We start from the raw sequence: 21,470 nt of genomic DNA on the forward strand, positions 1-21,470 counted from the left end.
ACTCCTCAATGATACTGAGTTTCCTTAAATTGCTTAAAAGCATTAAGAACTGTTTGTGGAGAAGCATCCATTATTAGTCTACCAGAATCAAGCCATAGAATACGATCACAATCTTCTATAGTCGAAAGCCTATGGGCGACAATTATTTGTGTTCGATTCTTTAAATACGTCTTACAAGCATTCACAAGCAGTTCTTCTGAAAACGGGTCAATTGAGCTTGTAGCCTCATCCATCAAAACTATGGGTGAGTTTTTCAAGAGACATCGCGCCATACAAACCAATTGCTTTTCTCCAGATGAAAGATTCGAACCATTTTCTAATATTTCCATATCAAGCGCATTTTTATTTTCATCAAAATATTTTCCTAAACCTACTATTCGAGCTGTCTTAATGATCATTTCATCGCTAATAGATTTATTTATTGTTATATTTTCACGAAAACTACCTAGAAATAGGGTAGGCTCCTGAGAGATTAACGAAATAGATGAGCGAAATAACTCTAACGGAATATAACGAGCACCTTGTTTTAACTGCCCAAGATCAGCCTCATAGCCATTTATATAAATATTTCCACTTTCAAATGGATACAAATGAAAAAGAGCTTGAATAAGGCTTGATTTTCCACTCCCTGTCAAACCAATTACTCCTATTCTTTCCCTCTCCCTTACGGTAAATGAAATATTATTTAATACCAAAGTTTGTTGGGGAAAGTATCTCAGAGAAAGATTTTTAACTTCTAAATTTAAATTGGAAAAATCTAAAACTTTTGACTTCTTAATTTTCAATTCATCTTTATAACTCAATGTACGATGCGCGGTTTGAAATTGAGTGGAAGAAGGCAAATAGGAACCGCCTTCAATTTCTCGACATAAGTAATCATTCATTCTTTCTGTGCCCGTGAGGGCATCTTCCAAAGCAGAAAGCCACTCGAAAAAAACTTGAATTGTTGTTGTCGTTAATGAAATAAAAGTAAAGGCAACTCCCAAAGAACCAATACTGACACTTTTATTTTGCACGAGCCAAATTCCAAAAACTCCCGTCACAAACAAAATGCTAACGTTAACAAATGCCATTTGTAAGGAAAATATACTAATAACAATATTTGTTTTATTTTTTTGCACTAAAAATTTATCAAGCAAAGCAGTAAAGCGATCTGTAAATTTTTTGTTTTTCCCAAATATACGGACAATTTTTGCCCCTTGAATTGTTTCCGCAAAGTGTGCAATCACGGGACCTCTTATGACAGTAAGATCTCTTCGCGCTTGCCGCATTTTGTGTTTATTTATTTTATAAACAAAATAGTTTAAAGCCCCAGACAGAATAATGATAGGAAGAAAATATAAACTCGCTATGAGGGTTAATATTAAAAACAATATTAAATCAAATGTTATAGAAAAAACTTCAGAAAGAGGTCCTCCAGACATTCTTGAAATCGCAGAGTAATCACTGCTAAAGCGTGTGATAATTCTTCCTAAAGGATTTCTATCAAAAAAAGAAATTGGAAAACGTGAAACTCTAAGGGTTGTTTCGTCATAAAGCCTTGCGCATGAATGCGTTCCCATACGTGCAACAGAAATTCTAAAAAACAAAATAAATAAAAAACCAGTAATTGAAAATAATGTTAGCAATAAAAGAAAATTAGCGCTCGTAAAACTGGAAAAAACTCCGTCGTTTTTAGCACAAAGAGTTGCATTTTGACAAAGAGTATCTGCCCATTTGCCTATGATATTCGCATTTGCTAACAAAAGACCACGCCCTATAAAACCAACAGTTAAGCAAATTAACAATTTCTTTTTATAAGGCTTAATAGCCATCAAAATTGTTTTATAAATGGATTGTGAATATTTCCCTGTAAAATGCACTTCATCATTCATGTAATTTTGATTTGGCATAAACTCAGTCCTTGCTTTCGAGTGACATAACGAAATCTCTGACTTGCTTAGAAGATTGCATGATTTCCTGAAATGGACCGTCTTCAACAATCTTCCCATTTTTCATAAAAATAACTCTATGACAGTGAGGTAAGATTGATAATCTGTGAGTGACTAATATTTTTGTTTTATTCTTCCAAGCTCCATTCAATAAAACATCGTTTAATTTTTTCTCTGTACGAACATCTAATGCGCTCAAACAGTCATCGAGAATAACAATGGGACTTTGCGCGTAATATGCTCTGGCAATAGAAACTCTCTGCTTTTGCCCACCAGATAAATTAACCCCTCGTTCGCCAATTTCTGTATCAAGCCCTTTCTCTAAATTTTCTTTTGCAAAAATAAATTGTGAAAGTTCTAAAGCTTCAAGAATTTTACTATCATTGTCTTTCGGATAATTGTACTCAAAGGCAACATTGTCTCTTAAAGTTGAATTAATAATAAATAAATTTTGAGGCACGTAAGTAAAATAACTTTTTAATTCATCAAACTTCATTTCAGTAACAGACTTATTCTCAATATTATATTCGTCATATGAAATATTATTTAAGTTCATCAAAGCAGAAATAAGGCTAGACTTCCCAGCTCCCAATTCGCCAATGATAGCAACAAATTCATTCTTTTTAATGTCTATATTTATTCCTTCTAAGAGAATATTTTTTCCTATACTATATCTCAGATTTTTTACTTTGATGGAGGAACCATCGGTCAAAGAAAGTTGATAGGGAGTTTCACTTATCTCAGCTTCCATTTCAGTTGACCAATAATTTTCAATTCTTTTAATTGATGTATAGCAATCACTGATTGTAACAAGAGTCATCGGTAGCATACGAAGCGGACGGGTTAACAATACACCAAAAATCCAGAGTAAACTAAATATTTCCCCTGGATTAATATTATTACCTTCTAATTTAATCAATATATAGACAGAAAAGATGTTGATAAAAAATGGTGCTGTATAACCCAAAGAATTCATAGTACTGCCATTTGTCACCATAGCTAAACGATTTTTGGTTTCAGAAAAACGGGCTTGTTTGATTTTATCTTCTACAGCCGTGATCCAATTGAGCATACGAATGGCTCGCATATTTTGAAGCCATTCATTAACATAGCCAACTCTTATTGCTGCATACAGTTTATTGCGATAGAAGAATTTACCTTGTTTAATTGCCATTAAAAAGTTAATTATGAGAAGCGAAATAAGCAAAATAAAAATATTTACGGGATTGAGATTTGTCATCATAATAATAGCAATAGGCGCGAGAAGTATTGGCAAAATATATGAAGTGATATTTGGCATAACATCATCAATGAGAGTAGATGCAGTCTGTATATCGCTCGCATAGATTGACAAAACCTGCCCAACTGTTAAGTTGTTTTTATCTAAATTTTTAATAATAAATGTTTTATTATAAGTTACTTTTGATAGCCATTTTTGCACAAAATTTGCCTCAAAAAAGCTGATATATTTCCCAAGAAATGCTAAGGATTGCGCGATGATTCCACAAACAAAAACCATTGTCATATAAATAAACAAATCCGAATGTGAAACTTGCCCAGGCAACGACAAAGAATTTATAAAGTTTTTCTGATAATATGGAATAAGTATTGATGCTATACTTGCTAATAAACTTATAAGAAAAATTGTGAAACGAAAATGCGGACGTAAAAAGAGAATTTTAAGAAAGAGATTATTTTTAATTGAAGAAAATAAATTTTTTGTCATATCAAACTTTTCCCCTCTCCCTGCTGAACATAGGAATACTACATTTATTCCAAATTTTCTTAACTCTTTCTTAGAAAAATTTTACCAAGCTTAGCTTATTTTTATACTGCATTTGCAGCTCAGCTCTTCTTTTCTCATATATAAATACTATTAATTTTTTTAGTTTTTTTGCAAATATTCAAAATTGCTTAAAATATTCTACTCTAAGAGTACTTATTTTCACTATTATATCTTCCAGTTAAAGGACTCAACTGCTTAAAATTAATAAAATATGGAGAAATCCAATATCTGTTCTCAATTATGAATATTTGAATTATCATAAAGACTCTATATATCTTGGTTAATATCGCAATAAACCAAAAATTATAATTAATTTTCGAATTAACCAATTTTGAAAGTACAGTCATATGAAAAGCAAATATAAAACAAAATACTCAATTGAACGTTTTAATAGAAAAAATGCGAGAATGATAACAATTCTTAGTGTTGCAATCGATTTATTTGCACAAAAGGGATATGAACTGTCAACAACAAAGGAAATTGCAATAAATGCAAAATGCTCTGAAGGACTCATTTTCAAATATTTTAAGAGTAAAGCCAATCTTCTCTCAACTATATTGGAAAAAGGTCTTTCTTGTACTTTTAGTAAAACCGCACTTCACATTCAGAACCAAGAGAATTTAGCAAATATTTTATCTGAATTTATGCAATGGACGCTGGAAGAATTATGGGAAGAACGAAAAGTTTTCCAAATTTATTACGCTCAACTCCTCCAGGGCAATATTAACTTAACTACTTTTCGCAATTATGAAGATTTTTTCGCTCAGCATAAAAAAAATCTTATTAAAATATTACAAAAAAACTTAAAAAAACAAATATTGAATGAGAGTGAATGTGAAAATATCTTTTTGGCAATAAACTCATTTGCTCTCAATATATGTATATTAAACTCAGTGCACTCGTGTCAATCGCAAGAAAATATCTTCAAGAAAGGTCAAGACTTTATAAAAGTTTTCATTCATTAGAAAATAAAATTAGTGTTTAAAGTGTCTTGAACCTGTAAATAACATGGAAATTCCATATTTATCACATGCTTTTATCACTTCCGCATCCTGTACGCTGCCACCAGGCTGGACAATGTGTTTTATCCCATATTTATGAATAATATCTATACTATCTGCAAAAGGAAAGAAGGCATCACTTGCTAATATTGCATTGTCGAGTGACAATCTGTTCTTATTTAAGCAATTGTGCACAGCATCCACTCGATTTGTGAAGCCTCCCGCAATAGATAAAGTTTGTTTTGCATTTGCTAAAACGATAGCATTCGATCGCACATGTTTGACTACAGTCATTCCAAACTCTAAGGCTGCAAATATTTCTTCGTTTGGCTTCAACAAAGTTGGATATGTCACTTTGCTTTTATCTATCACGATATCATTTGCAGATTGAGCCAAAAAGCCACCTTGAACATGGGTAAAAATAGTTTTATTTGATAAAGGTAACAAGGAATCATATGTTGCTAAGCGCAGATTTTTTTTCTTTTGCAGCAATTGCAATGCTTCATTGTCAAACTCTGGAGCAATAACCACTTCTAAAAATGTCTCATAAAGTTTTTTGGCTAGTTCAACAGTTACTTTTTTCGTTAAGCAAACAATACCGCCAAATGGACTGACGGGGTCTGATTCAAACGCCAAACTATAAGCATCGGAAATAGAAATATCTGAAATTCCAACGCCACAAGGCGTGTTGTGTTTCAAAATAATCGCTGCACACTTGTCTTTTAAATCACTCGCTAAGCGAATAATATGCTCTATATCTAGCATATTATTATAGCTTAACTCTTTTCCATGAAAACACTTCATATTCACAAGCGAGCAAACATCATGCGCTTGCATATCTGATAAACGATAAAATGCAGCCTGTTGATGTGGATTTTCTCCATAGCGCAATGATTGAATTTTGTTTAACGATAAGCAAATATTCTCTGGCAATGAATCTATGGCTTTCACATTTTCTGCTCTGACTGGGCCTATTTTATGAGTGAGACAATTTTCTACTTTAAAACTACTTTCAAGCGATGCCGCTATCAATTCATCATAAGAAGCGGTTTCACGTAAGGCTTTTATTGCTAATTGTCTTCGCAGTGCTAAGGAAACTGACCCATTATTTTCAACAATATTTTCAACTAGGGATTTATAGTCTTTGACATCCGTTAAAATAGAAATGGATGCATGATTCTTCGCAGCAGCGCGTAACAAGCTAACGCCACCTATATCAATATTTTCAACAAGTTCCTCTGACTCAACCCCCTTATTTAACACCTCTTGAAAGGGATAAAGATTGCAAACAACCAAATCAAATATTTCAATTTCATGTTCTTTCATATCCGCAAGATCACTTTCAAGGTATTCACGAGCGAGAATCCCACCAAAAATTTTTGGGTGGAGAGTTTTTACTCTACCACCCAATATTTCTGGAAACTTTGTGATTGAATCGACGGTCAAACATGGCAATCCGAAGTCGATTATTGCTTTATATGTTGAAGACGTAGCTACAAGTTGGCAGCCTATTTTATTTAAAAAAACACAAAGTTCTTTCAGCCCATTTTTATCAGAGACGGACAAAAGAGCTCTGCGCACTTTAACCAAATCTTTTACTGGTTGCGATAACGTGGCGGAATAATGACTCATGCTTCACCTCATTAAAAAGCAGTATTTTGACACTTAAAAAGTATTGTTAAGACTGATCTAAAAAACGCTTATAACGATACTTATTTGCACGTATAAACGCTTTTCTGATATCACTCTCATGAACAAAAAGAAATATAAAATTATACTAAAATCAGACGATATTTATTTATATTGCTAAGAAAGATAGCATGGGAGGTTAGGTGCTAATTGGATTATCAAAAATCTTAAATTTTAATAGAATCACAACTGTCTTTTCTTAGAGAAAGAATACAGCAATGCTTGAATCTTACAAAAATATTCCCCTTTTAAACGATTTAAGTGAAAGCCAACTCGAAAAATTAAAAGAAATATCAACAGAGCTTCGTTTAAAAACAGGAGAAACTCTTGTTAATGAAGGTGAAGTAGACCATAGATTTTTTATAATTATTGAAGGAAAAGTTGAGATTATAAAAAAAAATGGCTCACGTTATTATCCGATTGCTCAACTTTCTCAAGGTGAAATCGTCGGAGAAATGATCTTATTTGAAAATGCTCCACGTTCTGCAAGTGTAAAGACAATGGAACCATCTGTCATTTTGTGCTTCGATCTTGAGAAGGTTAAAAACAATCCCTATTTTCTGGATGTATATGCTAAATTAACAACATTTTTTGGTGAAAAAATATCAAGAAGGCTACGTTATACAAACGAAGTCACAGTCGAAATTCTTAAAGAACGTTTGGCTATCGGAAGTTTTGCAGTCAATATAATTGCCATAACAACCCTATATGCAATAAGTTTACAGATATTACAAAAACTTAAATCCATAATGTCAAATTCAACTCTTGTTACCATTATTGTCTTAATGTCATTTTGTTACTTTATAATATCAATGATGATTAATAGCGGATATCCATTAAAAACATTTGGTTTAACTTTTCAAAATTGGAAGAGAGTGTTGCTCGAATCATTTTTATATACAACTCCTTTTTTACTTACTATTCTCTTAATAAAGTTCTGTATAATAACTTTCATCGATAAATTTCATAATCTAGCTTTATTCGATCCTATGGCAATTTTTAAAACCAGTGCTGATGTTAATATGAAAGTTTATTTTGCTGCCTTATTTGGTTATATTATTTTTGTACCCATTCAGGAATTAATTGTCCGCAGTGGTATTCAATCTGCCTTACAAAAATTTCTATCTGGTTCAAAAACCAAAACAACTTGGATGGCAATTTTATTATCTAATGTTTTATTTGCAGGCGGACATTCTCATATAAGCCCAGGCTTTGCTTTATCTGTTTTTATTCCTGGTATTTTTTGGGGATGGCTTTATGCTAAGCAGAATTCAATCATAGGAGTGAGTTTTTCCCATATTTTAATCGGAGTTTGGGGAGCTTTTATCATTGGCTTTGAAAACATCTTTTGACATTCTGCGATCTCCAATGACTTTTGCTGGCACGCCTGCCACAATCGCCCATTCAGGCACATCGTGGGTCACAATGGCCCCCATTCCAACCACACTGTAACTGCCAATATTATTGCCATCAGTAATTCCTACATTTGAAGACAGCCAAACGTCTTCTCCTATATGAATTCCTTTGGAGATCACGGGCTGATCCTTAATCAAACGATTTGGCGAGGTCGCATGATTAAAAGCATAAATATAAACTCCACTTGCTATTCGTGTGTTTTTTCCAATAAAAACCCCTTTAGCACCGCCATCGATAAGCACCCCAGAGTTTAGGCTCACACCATCACCTATCGTAATAGGCCCATGCAACACAACATTTGCAGCTATCGTAACACGATTTCCTATTATAATATCCCTCCCTGGTTCTGCAAAAATATGAGAATCTGGAGAGATAAAACAATCTTTACCAATTTTAACCGTTTCCAGTTCCGATAATTTTTTCTGGACTTCTTTTTGCCAGGTCTGAGCCCACTGTAATTGTTTTGGTTTTAACGAATAATAAAGCCACGGCATATATGATAATCTTTTTTTATGCTGTTCTATATATTTATCCATTTGCAATTCACCTATAAAGTCTTCAATTCAATTTTCTTGTAGCTTATCATAGTTCTGCGAGCATCAAAAAGACTCTTATAGCTTTCATAGCGGATTCTTAATTTCTCAGTTTCAGCTCTTGAGTTTGCGATTTTTTCGAGCAAGTCTGTATACTCTGGATCAGCTTCAGCCAAACGTTTGAGACGAGACTCTGGCATTTTTTCTTGTGATAATTCAATCCGATTCATTATTTGAGCCCGAATTGAGGTTCGCAAAAGCTCATACCGTTCTGCTTCTTTTCTTTTTTCAACGTATTCGAGGCCAATTTTGTTTGCCAACTGTATGATCTCCTCAAGTCCCATCTCTTTTATTTGCCCTGAGGGTTGCTGATTATTTGTGTTTTTTTGAATATTTTCGCCTGACAAGTAAACTCCCAAAAATAACTTTCTAAACATATGTCATTACACTCAAGCAAACATACCTTCAAGAAGTTTCTTTGCAAACACTTCTTAAACAGAAAATTATTGATTGAAACAATGGGCGTCATGTTTTATATACCCATAGAATAGAACATGAAAAAAAATACAGAAAGGATATTTATGAGAATTCAAGCTCTAGATAAAGCCCGAGGTGTTGTTTTAATAATTATGGCTATTGATCATGCAAAAGAAATGATCGGAAAAAATATAATTTTTAGCGGAGAGTTCTGGAATAGAAACTTCCCATTTTATGAGGATTCTTTTTTATTTTTCACACGCTTAATCGCTCATATATGCGCACCATCTTTTGCTTTTATGATGGGTTTAAGCATGATCCTTCTAACACATGCCAACAATGTAAAATGGCAGGACGAAGTTAAGTTGTGGAAGTATTTTTGCTTAAGAGGTTTTATCTTAATACTATTTGAATACTTAATATTTGCCCCCTTATGGAGCTTTGCCTTTAAAGACCCCTCTATTATCTTTCGCTTCGCTGTGATCTCTATGCTAGGTTCCTTAATGATTTTAATTTCATTTCTCGTTAAACGGCATTGGTCTATTCAAGTAATTGTTATGTTGTTAAGCATATTTATTCCTCCATTCATTATTTCATTGGGAGAACTCGATGCAAAAAATATAAATTTCTTATTGAATATTCTGTTCGTACCTGATGGCCAATATTTTATTTATTCCGTATTCCCATATTTTGGTATTGGTATTTTAGGATTATTATTTGGCAAAATTTTAATAAAAAAGGAAAAAATGGCCTTCACACTGCTCCCTATTCTTGGAGCTGTATTTATAGCACTCTTTATATTCAGTCGCCTATGGGGAGATTTGTATTTCAATTTAAAGAATCCAGTTTCACTCAATGATTCGAATTGGTGGAGTTTCTTTTATATGATCAAATACCCACCCTCACTTACCTATTTATTATTTACACTCGGCATTTTTTTCTTACTCTTCTCGATAATCTATTTTATAGATAAAATTGGTTCGAATAAAATTATTATTGTCTCTAAGTTTTTAGAAGTAGCTAATGTCTATGGAAAATCGACCTTCTTTTTCTATGCCGCACATCTTTTTATTCTTTGTTTATTAGGAGTTTTAATACTAGATATCTTGAAATGGTCTTCAATTACCGATGTGGCATACGGGTGGATTATTGCACTCATAATAATATATCCTTTATGCAAATGGTATCGTGATTTTAAGAAAAAGAAAAATGAAAATTCTCTTTGGCGAATGCTATAATAGCCGCACAACAAAAGCATGACACTTCACTTATTATTAAAATATTAAAATTAAAATTTTTAGATTATAATAATAAAAAAAGGATTTGTTATGCCCCATATACCTCAGCTGATAATCGATCTTTCCGTAATGCTCGGGGTTGCTGCAATTGTGACCTATATTTTTAAAAAGATCAATCAACCTGTCGTATTGGGATATATTGTCGCAGGTATTATAGTTGGCCCCTACTCTCCCCCAATCTTTTCTGTTGTCGATGTTTCTTCCGTAAATACATGGGCAGAACTTGGTGTTATTTTTCTTATGTTTTCTCTTGGCCTTGAATTTAGTTTTAGAAGATTGGCAAAGGTAGGAATATCAGCAGGCGGAACAGCGCTGATTCAAATTATTTTCATGCTCATTATTGGCATATTTATTGCTGAATTCATTGGCTGGTCACATATGGATTCTATTTTCTTAGGATGCATGATAGCTATTTCTTCAACGACTATTATTATAAAAGCACTTGATGAGCTTGGACTTAAAAATAAAAAATTCGTTGATCTGGTCTTCGGTATATTAATAGTAGAGGATTTAGCAGCAATTTTAATGCTTGTTGCCTTAACAAATATATCATTAACTTCGAGCGTAGGTGCTTTCGATCTCCTCATTGCTGGAGGAAAATTAGCCCTCGTCGTGAGCATCTGGTTTTTAGTCGGTATTTTTATTGTCCCTCGCTTTGTCAAAAAAGTAAGTCAACAAAATAACAATGAAATGCTTATTGTCGTCTCTATCGGCTTGTGCCTTTGTTTAGTTGCTTTGGCATCTTATTTTAATTATTCGGTTGCTCTTGGCGCATTTATTATGGGATCAATTATTTCTGAAACTCCTGAGTCCCATCAAATTGAAAACTTATTACAACCATTGAAAGATATTTTTGGTGCTGTCTTTTTTGTTTCTGTAGGAATGTTGCTTGATCCCCACGCTATTCTCAATAATATTTCATCTATCTTAATCATTACAGCCGCTATTGTTTTTGGCAAATTATTTTCAGTTACCTTTGGTGCAATTGTCACTGGTCAAACTTTAACAAATTCCGTTAAAACTGGTTTTAGTATGGCACAAATAGGCGAGTTTTCATTTATTATTGCTTCTCTTGGCCTCAGTTTTAAAGTGATTAACGAAAGTATCTATCCAATTATAGTGACAGCATCTTTGATTACAACATTCACAACTCCCTATTTAATTCGCTACTCTGCAAAAATTGCAAACTCTTTAGAACAAAAAATGCCGATAAGTATTAAAAATAAACTCACTCATTATACCAGTTGGTTTCAAAGAATCACAGTTGTCGAAGACAAACAAAAAGATTTAAATAAGAAATTACTGCAGTGGATATTAAATTTATTCGTTGTTATCGCAGTTTTCTTATTAATTTCAGAAAAAATATCACCCATAATTAGTAATTACATACAAAAAGAACTTGTGGTAAAAGTTATATCTTGGCTGGTAGCATTTATTCTTGCCTCACCCAGTATATGGGCAATGTTAAATATTTTTAAAATCAAATACGAAAGAAATCTTAAAAACATCATCGGTAAAGAAGTGATATCACTTTTCGTCAGCAGGACACTAACAATTTTTATCATAGGCCTTCTCAGTTTGAAATTCTTCCCTTCACCCTTGACATTAGTGGCGACAATAATTGCTTCTATTCTTTTTATGATTCTCTTTAGAAATAGGATTGGAAAATATTACAATTGGATTGAAAGCCAATTTAGTTCTTCATATAATCTAGAAGAAAAAACAAAGCCACATCAACCTATATTATATGAACAACTTGCTCCTTGGGATGCGCATCTTGTCGATATAAAAGTCCCTATTAATTCATTTGTCATAGGAAAAAGCATTGTCGATCTCAATCTAAGACAAAAATATGGAATAACAATTGTAGCGATAGAACGTGGCGAACACACCATTGTTTCACCGGATATAAACGATATTATTTATCCATCAGATACTTTACTTTGCTTTTCAACCGATCAAGAAATAGATATATTTAAAGCGGAACTCGAAAATTCAAATAATATTGTTCAATCATCTAAAGTCATTCCTGAGTATGATCTTAAAAGATTTTTCATAAATAGAAGTTCATATATTAATGGTTTATCTATAAAAGACTCCGCAGTGAGAGAAAAATTTAATTGCATAATAGTTGGTATTGAAAGAAATAATGAACGAATTAAAAATCCAAATTCATCGACAATATTACTTGCCGATGACATTCTTTGGGTTGTTGGAGAAGTCAATAAACTTGAACTTTTTGCGCTAAAAATTTAAAAACAAAGTAAGGAAAATTGTGTATCATTTGTAACGTTATTTTAATTTAAAGTTTAACACTCATTTCAAGCATGCGTATAAGAGCTTGCCTTGCTAATGAACGTACAGGCTCATGCACTTCAATGATATTTTTAGGTGTGCCTTTTTCGATTTCTTCAAGAGCCCAAGTCAAATGAGGTAGATCAATTCTATTCATCGTACCGCATAAACACATAAAAGGATTTATGCTGACAACGGATTTGTCGGGATTCTCTTTTGCAATCCGATTGACTAAATTGAGTTCTGTGCCAACGGCCCACTTACTTCCTTTCGGACTTTGCGCAATTGTTCGCACAATAAAATCTGTAGATCCTGAAAAATCGGCTTGATCTACAACTTCCATCGAACATTCAGGATGCGCAATTATTTTATATTCTGGATCTTTTGCACGAATAGTCGCTATTTGTTTTGCACTAAACATCATATGCACAGGACAACAGCCTTGCCAAAGCATGACTTGAGTCATTTTAATCTCAGTTTTATCAAGGCCACCATAGGGTTTTTTAGGATTCCAAATTTTAATTTTTTCAAGTGGTATGCCCAATTGTTTTGCTGTGTTTCTACCTAAATGCTGATCTGGATAGAAAAATAAAATTTTTCTTTCTTTAAGAGCCCAATCCACAATTTTATGCGCATTTGAACTTGTACAGATTATCCCACCTTTTTGTGCAACAAAAGCTTTGAGTGCTGCGGTGGAGTTGATATAAGTAACAGGCATAATACTGTCATGCCCAACAATTTCTATGAGCTGTGCAAAAGCTTCTTCAACGTCATCTGCATCGGCCATGTCCGCCATATCACAGCCAGCTCCCAGATCGGGAAGAACAATTATTTGCTCACCTCTTTTTAAAATGTCTGAACCTTCGGCCATAAAATGCACGCCACAGAAAACAATATAATCTGCATCTTTTTGACTGGCAGCATACTGTGCCAATTGCAAAGAATCACCACGAATATCACTTAATTCGACAATTTCTGGTCTTTGATAATGATGAGCAAGAATGACAAGTTTTTTTCCAAATTTAATTCTGATTTTTTGAATCCGCTCTTTCATTTCTTCAATAGAAAGTGAAGGATATGGTTCTGGTAGAGGCATTTGATATGTTATTGACATTAATTTATCCTCATAAAAATGTTGAACCTATGTTCCATGATCCAACCCACAAGGAGTTCTATATGCCAAGTTTAGCAAAAATCAAAACCATCGGTGTCACCGGAGCTGGTCAAATGGGCAGCGGAATTGCACAAGTGGCGGCGCAAGCGGGTTATCAAGTTCTTTTATGCGATGTAAACAAAGATGGCTTGCAAAAAGCAATTTTAAATATTGAAAAAAGTTTATCTAAACTTTTTGAAAAAGGCAAAATAGATGAACATCCTCCCGTTATACTTGGAAGGATAAAAAAAGTAATTCATCTTTCTGATTTGAGTCAAACAGATTTTGTCATCGAAGCAGTCAATGAAAATGAAGATTTGAAAAAAAATATTTTTTCTGAATTAGACAAAATATTACCTTCACATGTTATTTTAGCAAGTAATACGAGCAGTCTCTCCGTAACAAGACTTGCTGCCGTAACAAAAAGGCCTGAATTATTTATTGGTATGCATTTTATGAATCCTGTTCCTTTAATGAGTTTAGTAGAAATTATTAGAGGACATACCACTTCTGACGAAACGTATGAGATTACAAAAGATCTTGCAGAAAAAATGAATAAAGTCAGCGTTTGCTCTCAAGACTATCCTGGGTTTATTATCAACCGCATTCTCATGCCTATGATTAATGAAGCATTTTATGTTTTGATGGAAGGAATTGCTTCTGCTGAAGATATTGATGCCGGTATGAAACTTGGCACAAATCAACCTATGGGCCCTCTCACACTCGCCGATTTTATTGGTTTAGACACATGCTGCGCCATAATGAAAGTTTTATTTGACGGTTTGGGAGACAGTAAATACAGACCTTGCCCTTTGCTTAAAAAATATGTGGATGCCGGTTATTATGGAAGGAAATCAGGACAGGGAGTCTATAAATATTAAAAATAATTTTCAAATCTTAATTTTTTCCAGCACCTTTTCCCTTTGCCCATAAAAGAAAACAAAAGGTGCTATAAAAGAAATAATTGCTAAAATAATAAATAAATAATGTGAACCAAAATTAAAGAAAATAAACCCTCCTCCTATGGGCCCAAATACTAAGCCAAAGTTTTTAAATGCGGCAGCACCAAAATAAGCCCCACGCATATGTGAGGGCGCAAATGTATCAATCAATTCATTGGATATAGGGAAAACAAGCACTTCTCCTGATGTAATCAATAAAATAGAAAGTATAAGAATATAAAGCGAATTTAAATCAAAAGTCAGAACGAGAAAGCCAAATGTGAGGAGCAAAGAACCCAGACACAAACTTTTATTTAAACCAATTTTACGTGTAATTTTATATAATGGACCTTGAATTAGCAGAACCAATATTCCATTTGCAGTGAGGAAAAAAGAATATTTTTCAACTCCATTTTTAACTTCATTATGCATGATTTGAGAAAAAGTTGTTGTTATTTGATTATAACAAAAGATAATAAGAATGCAGGTTAAAATTAAAAAAAGCATTTTCCGATCGTGAGAGATAATAGAACAGGACTGTTTAAAACTCACTCTTTTATTATTCGTAAGCAGATTCTGTGAATAATTTTTTTGCATCAAAATAAAAAAAACTAAGAAATAAATTATATACAATAAACCTGCATAAAGAAAACTTGAGGAGGTTCCATTCGTGTTTAAGAGAAGACCCAGCATAGGTCCAATCGAAGCACCAAGATTTAAACTAAAATATCTTAATTGAAAAATTACGCCTTTTAATTCTGGGGTTGCTAGATCACTTAAAAAGGCGGTGGCGACAGGCTCAAACACACCAGCCGAAACTCCAGACAGAACCGATAAAAGAGTGAATGACAAAATTTTCAACTGCATATTTTCAATATGCGTAATTAAAAAATATGAAAATAAAACACATGTCGAAAGAATAATGGTTAAAAGAAGAATATTTTTTCTGCCTAATTTGTCTGATAAGTAGCCGCCAATGAAAGAAGCACAAATTCCCGCAAGCGGGGACACGCCCACTATAAAACCGATTTCAGTGGGATTTAAATTGGTATTATTTCCTAAGAATATAGGAATGAATGGCAATGTCATAAAAATTGCCATTTTTTGCAGAAAGATTCCAACCAAAATTGAAAAGATCGCTGGGCTCAATGAGAATAAATATTTAAACATATAAGTCCCTGTCGTTTATTGAGGATATTTCATTTATTATTAAAAAAAACAAAACATGTCAATAGAATAAGAGGATTAAAAAATGCTTACCTTTTCTGTCTAACATTTTTCATTTGCCTATCTGTAATTAAAAGGTTATTAAATTAATAATTCTTTGATTTCAATCACCAGAAGTTAAAGCTATTCATTTATATAATCTTAGGGAAAAAAATGAAATTATCGAGCCAATTTGACAACTATATTTTACAGATTGCTTATAACTTCACCAAAAAAATTCCAAATGAATTTGCATTTATATCTTTTGCCAATAAAATATTCTATGCACAATCTACACTTGAGCCAAAAAAACCATACAGTCCAGTGACCATTTTAATACAAGGAATCTATCGCGAATATCCCGAAATAGCATTAACGATTTTAAGAAATAAAATATTCACTAACTATCCGCCCACTGAAATGTGTTTAGGAATGGTAAAAGTTACAGCTAAAAGAATTGCTTATATAAACAACTTCTCAGATCAAAATATTTTAATCCATGACCAAACTTTTGAAATAACTTTACAGAAGAAGGATAAAAATCTTCAAGAAGAATTAACTTTTATCTCGGAAAAATATGATTATAAGCATAAAAACGAATTCGATTTTATGTATATTGCACAAAATCTTGCTAAAGAGATTATAATTGAAAAAGAAAAATATGACTCCTGTAGACAAGTCGCTTGCCTTTTAATCGATTCTAACCGTAATATTCTTTCATTTGGCTTAAACGAAAACTCAAAGAACAAAACATTACATGCAGAAATAAATATGATCCAAAAATTTTATAACCAATTTAGGCAAGCTATACCTAAGGGAAGTAGCATTTATACTACATTGAAACCATGTAAAATGTGTGCAGGCATGATTTGGCATTGTGCGGAAAATATCTCAGACTTTAAAGTATACTTTCTCAACGACGATCCTGGTTCTATGGCAAAAAGCACAGTGCTCAATTGTAATTCCATTGAGCGCCTAAGAGCAGCGAAATCTGAATTGGAAAAAAATATTATAATAGAATTGCAACAAGGGTTATCTCAGGAGATTTCTTATTATGAAAAATGATAAATCTTCTATTCATCCATCACTCCTCACGCGAAAAATTATACACATCGATCTCGATGCCTTTTTTGCAGCTGTGGAAGTTATATTAAATCCTAAACTAAAAAATAAACCTCTGATCATTGGCGGCACTCCAAGTTCTCGTGGTGTTGTTTGCACGGCCTCCTACGAAGCCCGAAAATTTGGGATAAAATCAGCTATGCCATCGGCGCAAGCCGTTAAGCTTTGTCCACATGCTATTTTTTTGAAACCAAACTTTGAAGCCTATAAAAACGCTTCACGCGAAGTATTTAAAATAATCCGAAATTTTTCTGATACCGTTGAACCAATGTCAATGGATGAAGCTTATATCGACGTGAGTGATAGCAAAAATGCAACTTTAATTGCAGAAAATATACGTAAGAATATATTTTCTGACACTCAATTAACAGCTTCTGCTGGAGTTGCCCCAAATAAAATGGTTGCTAAAATAGCCTCTGACATAAATAAACCAAATGGAATAACTATTGTAAAGCCGCATGAAGTCTTTCCTTTTATGCAACCACTTTTAATTAAAAAAATACCCTTTGTAGGTCCTGTTACAACTAAAAAGTTTTCTGAATTTAATATTTTAACTTGCTCAGACGTCATCTCTGCTGGCAGAGATTTTATAATTAATACTTTTGGAGCAACGTCTGAATGGGTATATCAACGCGCTTGCGGTATCGATGAATCACCCCTTGAAACAACGCAAATTAGAAAATCGCTAGGAGAAGAAGAAACCTTTCCAAAAGATATCACTCTCATGGAACATAAATTACGTGAGTTAAATAAAATTTTATTTAATTTAATAATTTGTCTAAAAAACAAAGATCTAGCAGCTAAAACTGTTACAGTAAAGATTAAATATGCTAATTTTAAAGTGAGAACAAAAACCAAAAGCTATCCATTGTATTTTTATACAGAAGAAATAATAGCTAAAGTAGCTCTCGAGCTTTTTCATGATTTCAAATGTGAAAATGATTCCATCCGCTTGATTGGAGTGTCTGTTTCAAATCTTATCGACAGAAAAGATTTGCTGCAGGAAACTTTATTTTCAAATTATATATAATATATCTATTTATAATTTTCAATGTAATTGCTTCGAATTTTCTCAAACAATCCAGAGTTTTTTAATTTTTTTAATTCTTTATTGAACTCTTTAATAAACTCTTTTCCTCTTTGATATTTTTGCGATGATTTTTTTAAGAAACCTAAATGTGTGGTTTCTGAGCTTATTACAACTTTTTTACTTATTTCTTTGACCTCAGGATTGTCTTTATATCTCTGTAAAAATATTTCAATAGCTGTTTCCTCATTCACAATACAATCAATTTTTTTTGTCAATATATTAACAAAGTTTTTTTCTGTATTCCTATCCTCAACCAACTTGATTCCATTTTTTTCTAATATATCATCAAAGCTTTTCCCGTAATTACCCCGATTTTTACCAATAATCAAACCACGAAAATCTTCTGGCCATTTCCCTTTTCCAAGAATTTTTTTATTACAATAGAGGACAACTTTTTCTTTATAAATATTATCTGAATAATCCATCCAATTTCTTTCAGGATCACTAGGGCGGAAATATGCAGGATAGATAGCAAATGCATTTTCTTCTTTTACTTCGGCTAAACCTCTTTTCCAAGGAATGGCTTCAATAATAATTTTGAAACTTTTCATTTTTGGAAAAATTTCACTTAATATCTTATGGTATAAGCCATCTGCTATAGAGTTTTTTTTCGAAAATGAATAAGGAGGGTAACCATCATCGGCTAGAATTAAATATTTTTCCTTAGCACTTACTTTAGTTAAACTGAAAATTATTAGAATAAAAATTATTATACTTTTCATTTTTTTCAACCTAAAAGAAAATTTTATTATTCTACTAGCAGATTCATTTATAAAAAGGATAGCACATTCCCTCCCACACTCAAAAAGCCAATTCATGCTGTTCATTTAGACTCACAAGATCTCAGCTTCATCGCTTCTATATATTTCTATATAAGTGATGAAGTTTTTTATATAAATAATATTATTGAATAATATTACAATTTTTTGTTTTTAATAAATAGCTCGACTATCGACTTTTTGGATCAATGTCTGCTATAAAGCAAGAAGAGCATTTTTTAAGGCTCAAGGTGCAGATAAAAAATTTTAGTGTTATAATTTTAGGAGGTTACAATGAATTCCGATTTGAATGATTCTAAGAAAGTAGCAAATTTTATGAAAGCAAGAGCTAAAAATATTGTTGTAGCAGGCGTTTCTATTGCAGCCATTTTTGGTGTTGCAAGTGCGGGCCTCCTCCTTTTCAAGCCAGAAGCATTTACAAAAATAAATGATGATCTCACTGCGCAGGCATCGAGTAATTATGCTTTACCTCCTCCTCAAGTCCCTATTCAAAAAGAGGACACTGAGTTTTTAAAGAAATTCAAAAAAGTATTTTCGAATGTCGCTGAAGAAAGTAGCCAAGCACTTGTCTTTATCGTAGCAGAGAAAAAAGTAAACGTTCCACAATATGATTTCCCTGATGAATTCTTTTTCCCATTTTTACCTCCTCAATTTAAGGGCGGACCAAATCCAAAAGGAGGCGGCAAAAAACAAGGAATTGAAACCGATGGTGGGTCTGGTTTTATCGTTGATTCAACCAACGGATATATTATTACGAATAATCACGTAATTGATAAAGCAGATAAAATTACTGTTACGACAAAAGATAAGAAAAAATATAAAGCAAAAATCATCGGAACTGCTACGAGTGTCGATATCGCCGTTCTGAAACTCGAAGATTTCAAACCTTCAGCAGATATTAAACAGGTGAGCCTTGCAAATTCCAATGAAGTCAAAGTTGGAGATTGGGTTCTCGCTTTGGGAGCTCCTTTTGAACTCGAACAAACCGTTACGATGGGTGTCGTCAGTGCAGTGCAAAGAACCAGTGACACACTTGGAATCAATGGTGCAAATAGCTTTATTCAAACCGACGCAGCGATTAACCCTGGGAACTCAGGAGGCCCCCTTGTTAACTTAGATGGTCAAGTGATAGGTATGAATACCGCAATTTTTTCAAAAAATGGTGGCAGTGTTGGAATTGGCTTTTCCATACCTTCGAACACAATTCGCCTTGTTGCTGAGTCCATCATAAATAATGGTAAATTGACCCAAGCTTACTTAGGCGTAGAAATGTATGACTTAAATAAATTCGGCACAGCGGCTAAGAAAGAAATGAAAATAGATCCCAATACCGAAGGTGCTCTCGTTATGCGCGTCGTGCCCGGCAGTCCAGCTTCCAAATCTGGTTTACAACCTTATGACATAATTCAAAGTGTTAATGGAGAAGCTGTAAAAGCGTCGTCTGACATTCAAAGACAAATTATTTTCTTAAAACCAGGTTCAAGCATTAAACTCGGCGTTCTGAGAAATGGCAAAAAAATAGAATTGAAATCAACAGTTACTGAATTACCAAATGCAAAGGGTGAAAAAAGCGACGATACTGAAAGTTCTGAAAAATCAGGAAAGTCTTTTGCGCGCAATCTTGGTCTCACTCTTTCAGTAAAACAAACTCCTTCCGGTAAAGGTGTTTTGATTGCAGGTGTTCAACAAGGCAGTTTAGCGGATCGCGCAGGAATTGCACAAGGTGACGTTATTATCAGTGTAAATAAAGAAAATGTTGCCAATCCAAAAGATGTTGAAAAAGTTTTAGAAAAAGCAAAAAAAGCTAATTCTTCTGTTATTTTCTTATTAGTTGAGAGAGAAAACTCTCAATCCGCAATTATTCTCCCTTTAAATAGTTAACTCCCATTTGTTTCTGGACAAAAAAACTCTTAGGATTTGTGTTTATCCTAAGAGTTTTGTTTTTAAATGCGTTTAAAACACTCATTTTTTGTAATAATTCTATAATAAAACAAATAAAATCCAATATTAGAAAATATTTAACTTTAAAAAATGCTAATTTGTTTACATTATGAATGCAATTTGTAATCTTTCCCAAGAATTTTTTTATCAATTTCCAAAAGGAATTTTTAAATGTTGTCTCAACCGGAAAGACTCAGCGAAATCAGTGGATGGATCCTCCCTTGCGGAAAATGGCACAGCACAGAAGAATGGTGGCATATTAACGCTCTTTATGACCTACGTGATTCAGGACACAGCTCACTGCAAGATCAAACAACTTTAACAATTCTCGCCAACGGTGATGAAGCGCAAATACGCGACCATGTAGCATATTTAGGATTTATTAAAATATCACGCTGCCAATTGGACGGTGTGCAAATGTCGCGCCAGCAACTTATAACTTTACAATCGCTCTTATTTCTTTGTGATCCAGAACAGGAATTAGGAATTTTAATTGGGAATACAGGAATAATTAAATATGTAAATATTTCTAGAATAATGAAATTAAAAAATCCAACCGTCCTATTTGAAGAAAAATAATTAATAGAAAATTATTTAATTTCATAAATTGAAGCGACAGAACTTAAAACGTAACAGTAAGAAATTATTTTTTGTTGACTATAAGAGTCACCTAAGCAACCAAATAGAGCTTTTGCAAGCACTTCAACCAACACACCAATTGAGACAAAAAATGCAAATGCAGCTCTATAAATTTATTTTAATAATTCTTAAATAAAATATTTATTTTTAATTAATATAAATAAATTGAATAC

The 21,470-nt window shown here is 33.0% G+C and carries 17 protein-coding genes; 9 read left to right on the plus strand and 8 right to left on the minus strand.

What is annotated here, in order from left to right; all coding sequences use genetic code 11:
• Nucleotides 1–5: 5 nt before the first annotated feature.
• The gene (locus tag EZS29_RS12735; RefSeq protein WP_172603946.1) at nucleotides 6–1,892 is read right to left on the minus strand and encodes an ABC transporter ATP-binding protein; all 1,887 of its coding nucleotides are present in this window, start codon (nucleotides 1,890–1,892) and stop codon (nucleotides 6–8) included.
• Nucleotides 1,893–1,896: 4 nt separating this feature from the next.
• Nucleotides 1,897–3,657, minus strand: coding sequence for an ATP-binding cassette domain-containing protein (locus EZS29_RS12740; RefSeq protein WP_130611390.1), 1,761 nt, complete (start codon nucleotides 3,655–3,657; stop codon nucleotides 1,897–1,899).
• Nucleotides 3,658–4,064: 407 nt separating this feature from the next.
• Here EZS29_RS12740 and EZS29_RS12745 point away from each other — a divergent pair, with 407 nt between their 5' ends.
• Entirely contained in the window at nucleotides 4,065–4,682 is a 618-nt protein-coding gene (locus EZS29_RS12745) for a TetR/AcrR family transcriptional regulator (protein WP_130611393.1), read from the plus strand.
• Between the two features lie 9 nt (nucleotides 4,683–4,691).
• Here the strand turns inward: EZS29_RS12745 and purH are convergent, their stop codons facing one another.
• Entirely contained in the window at nucleotides 4,692–6,350 is a 1,659-nt protein-coding gene (gene purH / locus EZS29_RS12750) for a bifunctional phosphoribosylaminoimidazolecarboxamide formyltransferase/IMP cyclohydrolase (protein WP_130611396.1), read from the minus strand.
• 275 nt (nucleotides 6,351–6,625) lie between these two features.
• Here purH and EZS29_RS12755 point away from each other — a divergent pair, with 275 nt between their 5' ends.
• Entirely contained in the window at nucleotides 6,626–7,759 is a 1,134-nt protein-coding gene (locus tag EZS29_RS12755) for a cyclic nucleotide-binding domain-containing protein (protein WP_130611399.1), read from the plus strand.
• On the opposite strand, the gene EZS29_RS12760 is transcribed toward EZS29_RS12755, so the two are convergent.
• Nucleotides 7,709–8,359, minus strand: a complete 651-nt coding sequence (locus tag EZS29_RS12760; protein WP_130611402.1) for an acyltransferase — start codon at nucleotides 8,357–8,359, stop codon at nucleotides 7,709–7,711. The two genes, EZS29_RS12755 and EZS29_RS12760, sit on opposite strands and share 51 nt — an antisense overlap.
• 11 nt (nucleotides 8,360–8,370) lie before the next feature.
• Nucleotides 8,371–8,763, minus strand: coding sequence for a hypothetical protein (locus EZS29_RS12765; RefSeq protein WP_130611405.1), 393 nt, complete (start codon nucleotides 8,761–8,763; stop codon nucleotides 8,371–8,373).
• 174 nt (nucleotides 8,764–8,937) lie between these two features.
• On the opposite strand from EZS29_RS12765, the gene EZS29_RS12770 reads away from it, so the two are divergent.
• Complete coding sequence (locus EZS29_RS12770; RefSeq protein ID WP_172603947.1) at nucleotides 8,938–10,071, plus strand: heparan-alpha-glucosaminide N-acetyltransferase domain-containing protein; 1,134 nt, start codon at nucleotides 8,938–8,940, stop codon at nucleotides 10,069–10,071.
• 90 nt (nucleotides 10,072–10,161) lie between these two features.
• Nucleotides 10,162–12,387 (plus strand): monovalent cation:proton antiporter family protein, encoded by a 2,226-nt coding sequence (locus EZS29_RS12775; protein WP_130611411.1) that lies wholly within the window; start codon nucleotides 10,162–10,164, stop codon nucleotides 12,385–12,387.
• Nucleotides 12,388–12,433: 46 nt separating this feature from the next.
• Here EZS29_RS12775 and nadA read toward each other — a convergent pair whose 3' ends face one another.
• On the minus strand, nucleotides 12,434–13,540 hold the full coding sequence (gene nadA, locus EZS29_RS12780) for a quinolinate synthase NadA (protein ID WP_130611414.1): 1,107 nt from the start codon (nucleotides 13,538–13,540) through the stop codon (nucleotides 12,434–12,436).
• 62 nt (nucleotides 13,541–13,602) lie between these two features.
• On the opposite strand from nadA, the gene EZS29_RS12785 reads away from it, so the two are divergent.
• A complete protein-coding gene (locus EZS29_RS12785) occupies nucleotides 13,603–14,460 on the plus strand; it encodes a 3-hydroxybutyryl-CoA dehydrogenase (RefSeq protein ID WP_130612900.1) in 858 nt (285 codons plus the stop codon).
• A gap of 9 nt (nucleotides 14,461–14,469) precedes the next feature.
• On the opposite strand, the gene EZS29_RS12790 is transcribed toward EZS29_RS12785, so the two are convergent.
• On the minus strand, nucleotides 14,470–15,690 hold the full coding sequence (locus tag EZS29_RS12790; RefSeq protein WP_130611418.1) for an MFS transporter: 1,221 nt from the start codon (nucleotides 15,688–15,690) through the stop codon (nucleotides 14,470–14,472).
• 210 nt (nucleotides 15,691–15,900) lie between these two features.
• On the opposite strand from EZS29_RS12790, the gene EZS29_RS16050 reads away from it, so the two are divergent.
• The gene (locus EZS29_RS16050; protein WP_177615576.1) at nucleotides 15,901–16,791 is read left to right on the plus strand and encodes a Bd3614 family nucleic acid deaminase; all 891 of its coding nucleotides are present in this window, start codon (nucleotides 15,901–15,903) and stop codon (nucleotides 16,789–16,791) included.
• Complete coding sequence (gene dinB, locus EZS29_RS12800; protein WP_130611421.1) at nucleotides 16,781–17,878, plus strand: DNA polymerase IV; 1,098 nt, start codon at nucleotides 16,781–16,783, stop codon at nucleotides 17,876–17,878. The genes EZS29_RS16050 and dinB overlap by 11 nt, the downstream gene beginning before the upstream one ends.
• Before the next feature lie 5 nt (nucleotides 17,879–17,883).
• Here the strand turns inward: dinB and EZS29_RS12805 are convergent, their stop codons facing one another.
• The gene (locus EZS29_RS12805) at nucleotides 17,884–18,660 is read right to left on the minus strand and encodes a substrate-binding periplasmic protein (RefSeq protein ID WP_172603948.1); all 777 of its coding nucleotides are present in this window, start codon (nucleotides 18,658–18,660) and stop codon (nucleotides 17,884–17,886) included.
• 330 nt (nucleotides 18,661–18,990) lie between these two features.
• Here EZS29_RS12805 and EZS29_RS12810 point away from each other — a divergent pair, with 330 nt between their 5' ends.
• Nucleotides 18,991–20,598, plus strand: coding sequence for a Do family serine endopeptidase (locus tag EZS29_RS12810; RefSeq protein ID WP_130611428.1), 1,608 nt, complete (start codon nucleotides 18,991–18,993; stop codon nucleotides 20,596–20,598).
• Nucleotides 20,599–20,829: 231 nt separating this feature from the next.
• Complete coding sequence (locus EZS29_RS12815; RefSeq protein ID WP_130611431.1) at nucleotides 20,830–21,237, plus strand: hypothetical protein; 408 nt, start codon at nucleotides 20,830–20,832, stop codon at nucleotides 21,235–21,237.
• Nucleotides 21,238–21,470: the final 233 nt, after the last annotated feature.

Source organism: Fluviispira sanaruensis, assembly GCF_004295685.1.
Taxonomy (GTDB): Bacteria; Bdellovibrionota_B; Oligoflexia; order Silvanigrellales; family Silvanigrellaceae; genus Silvanigrella; species Silvanigrella sanaruensis.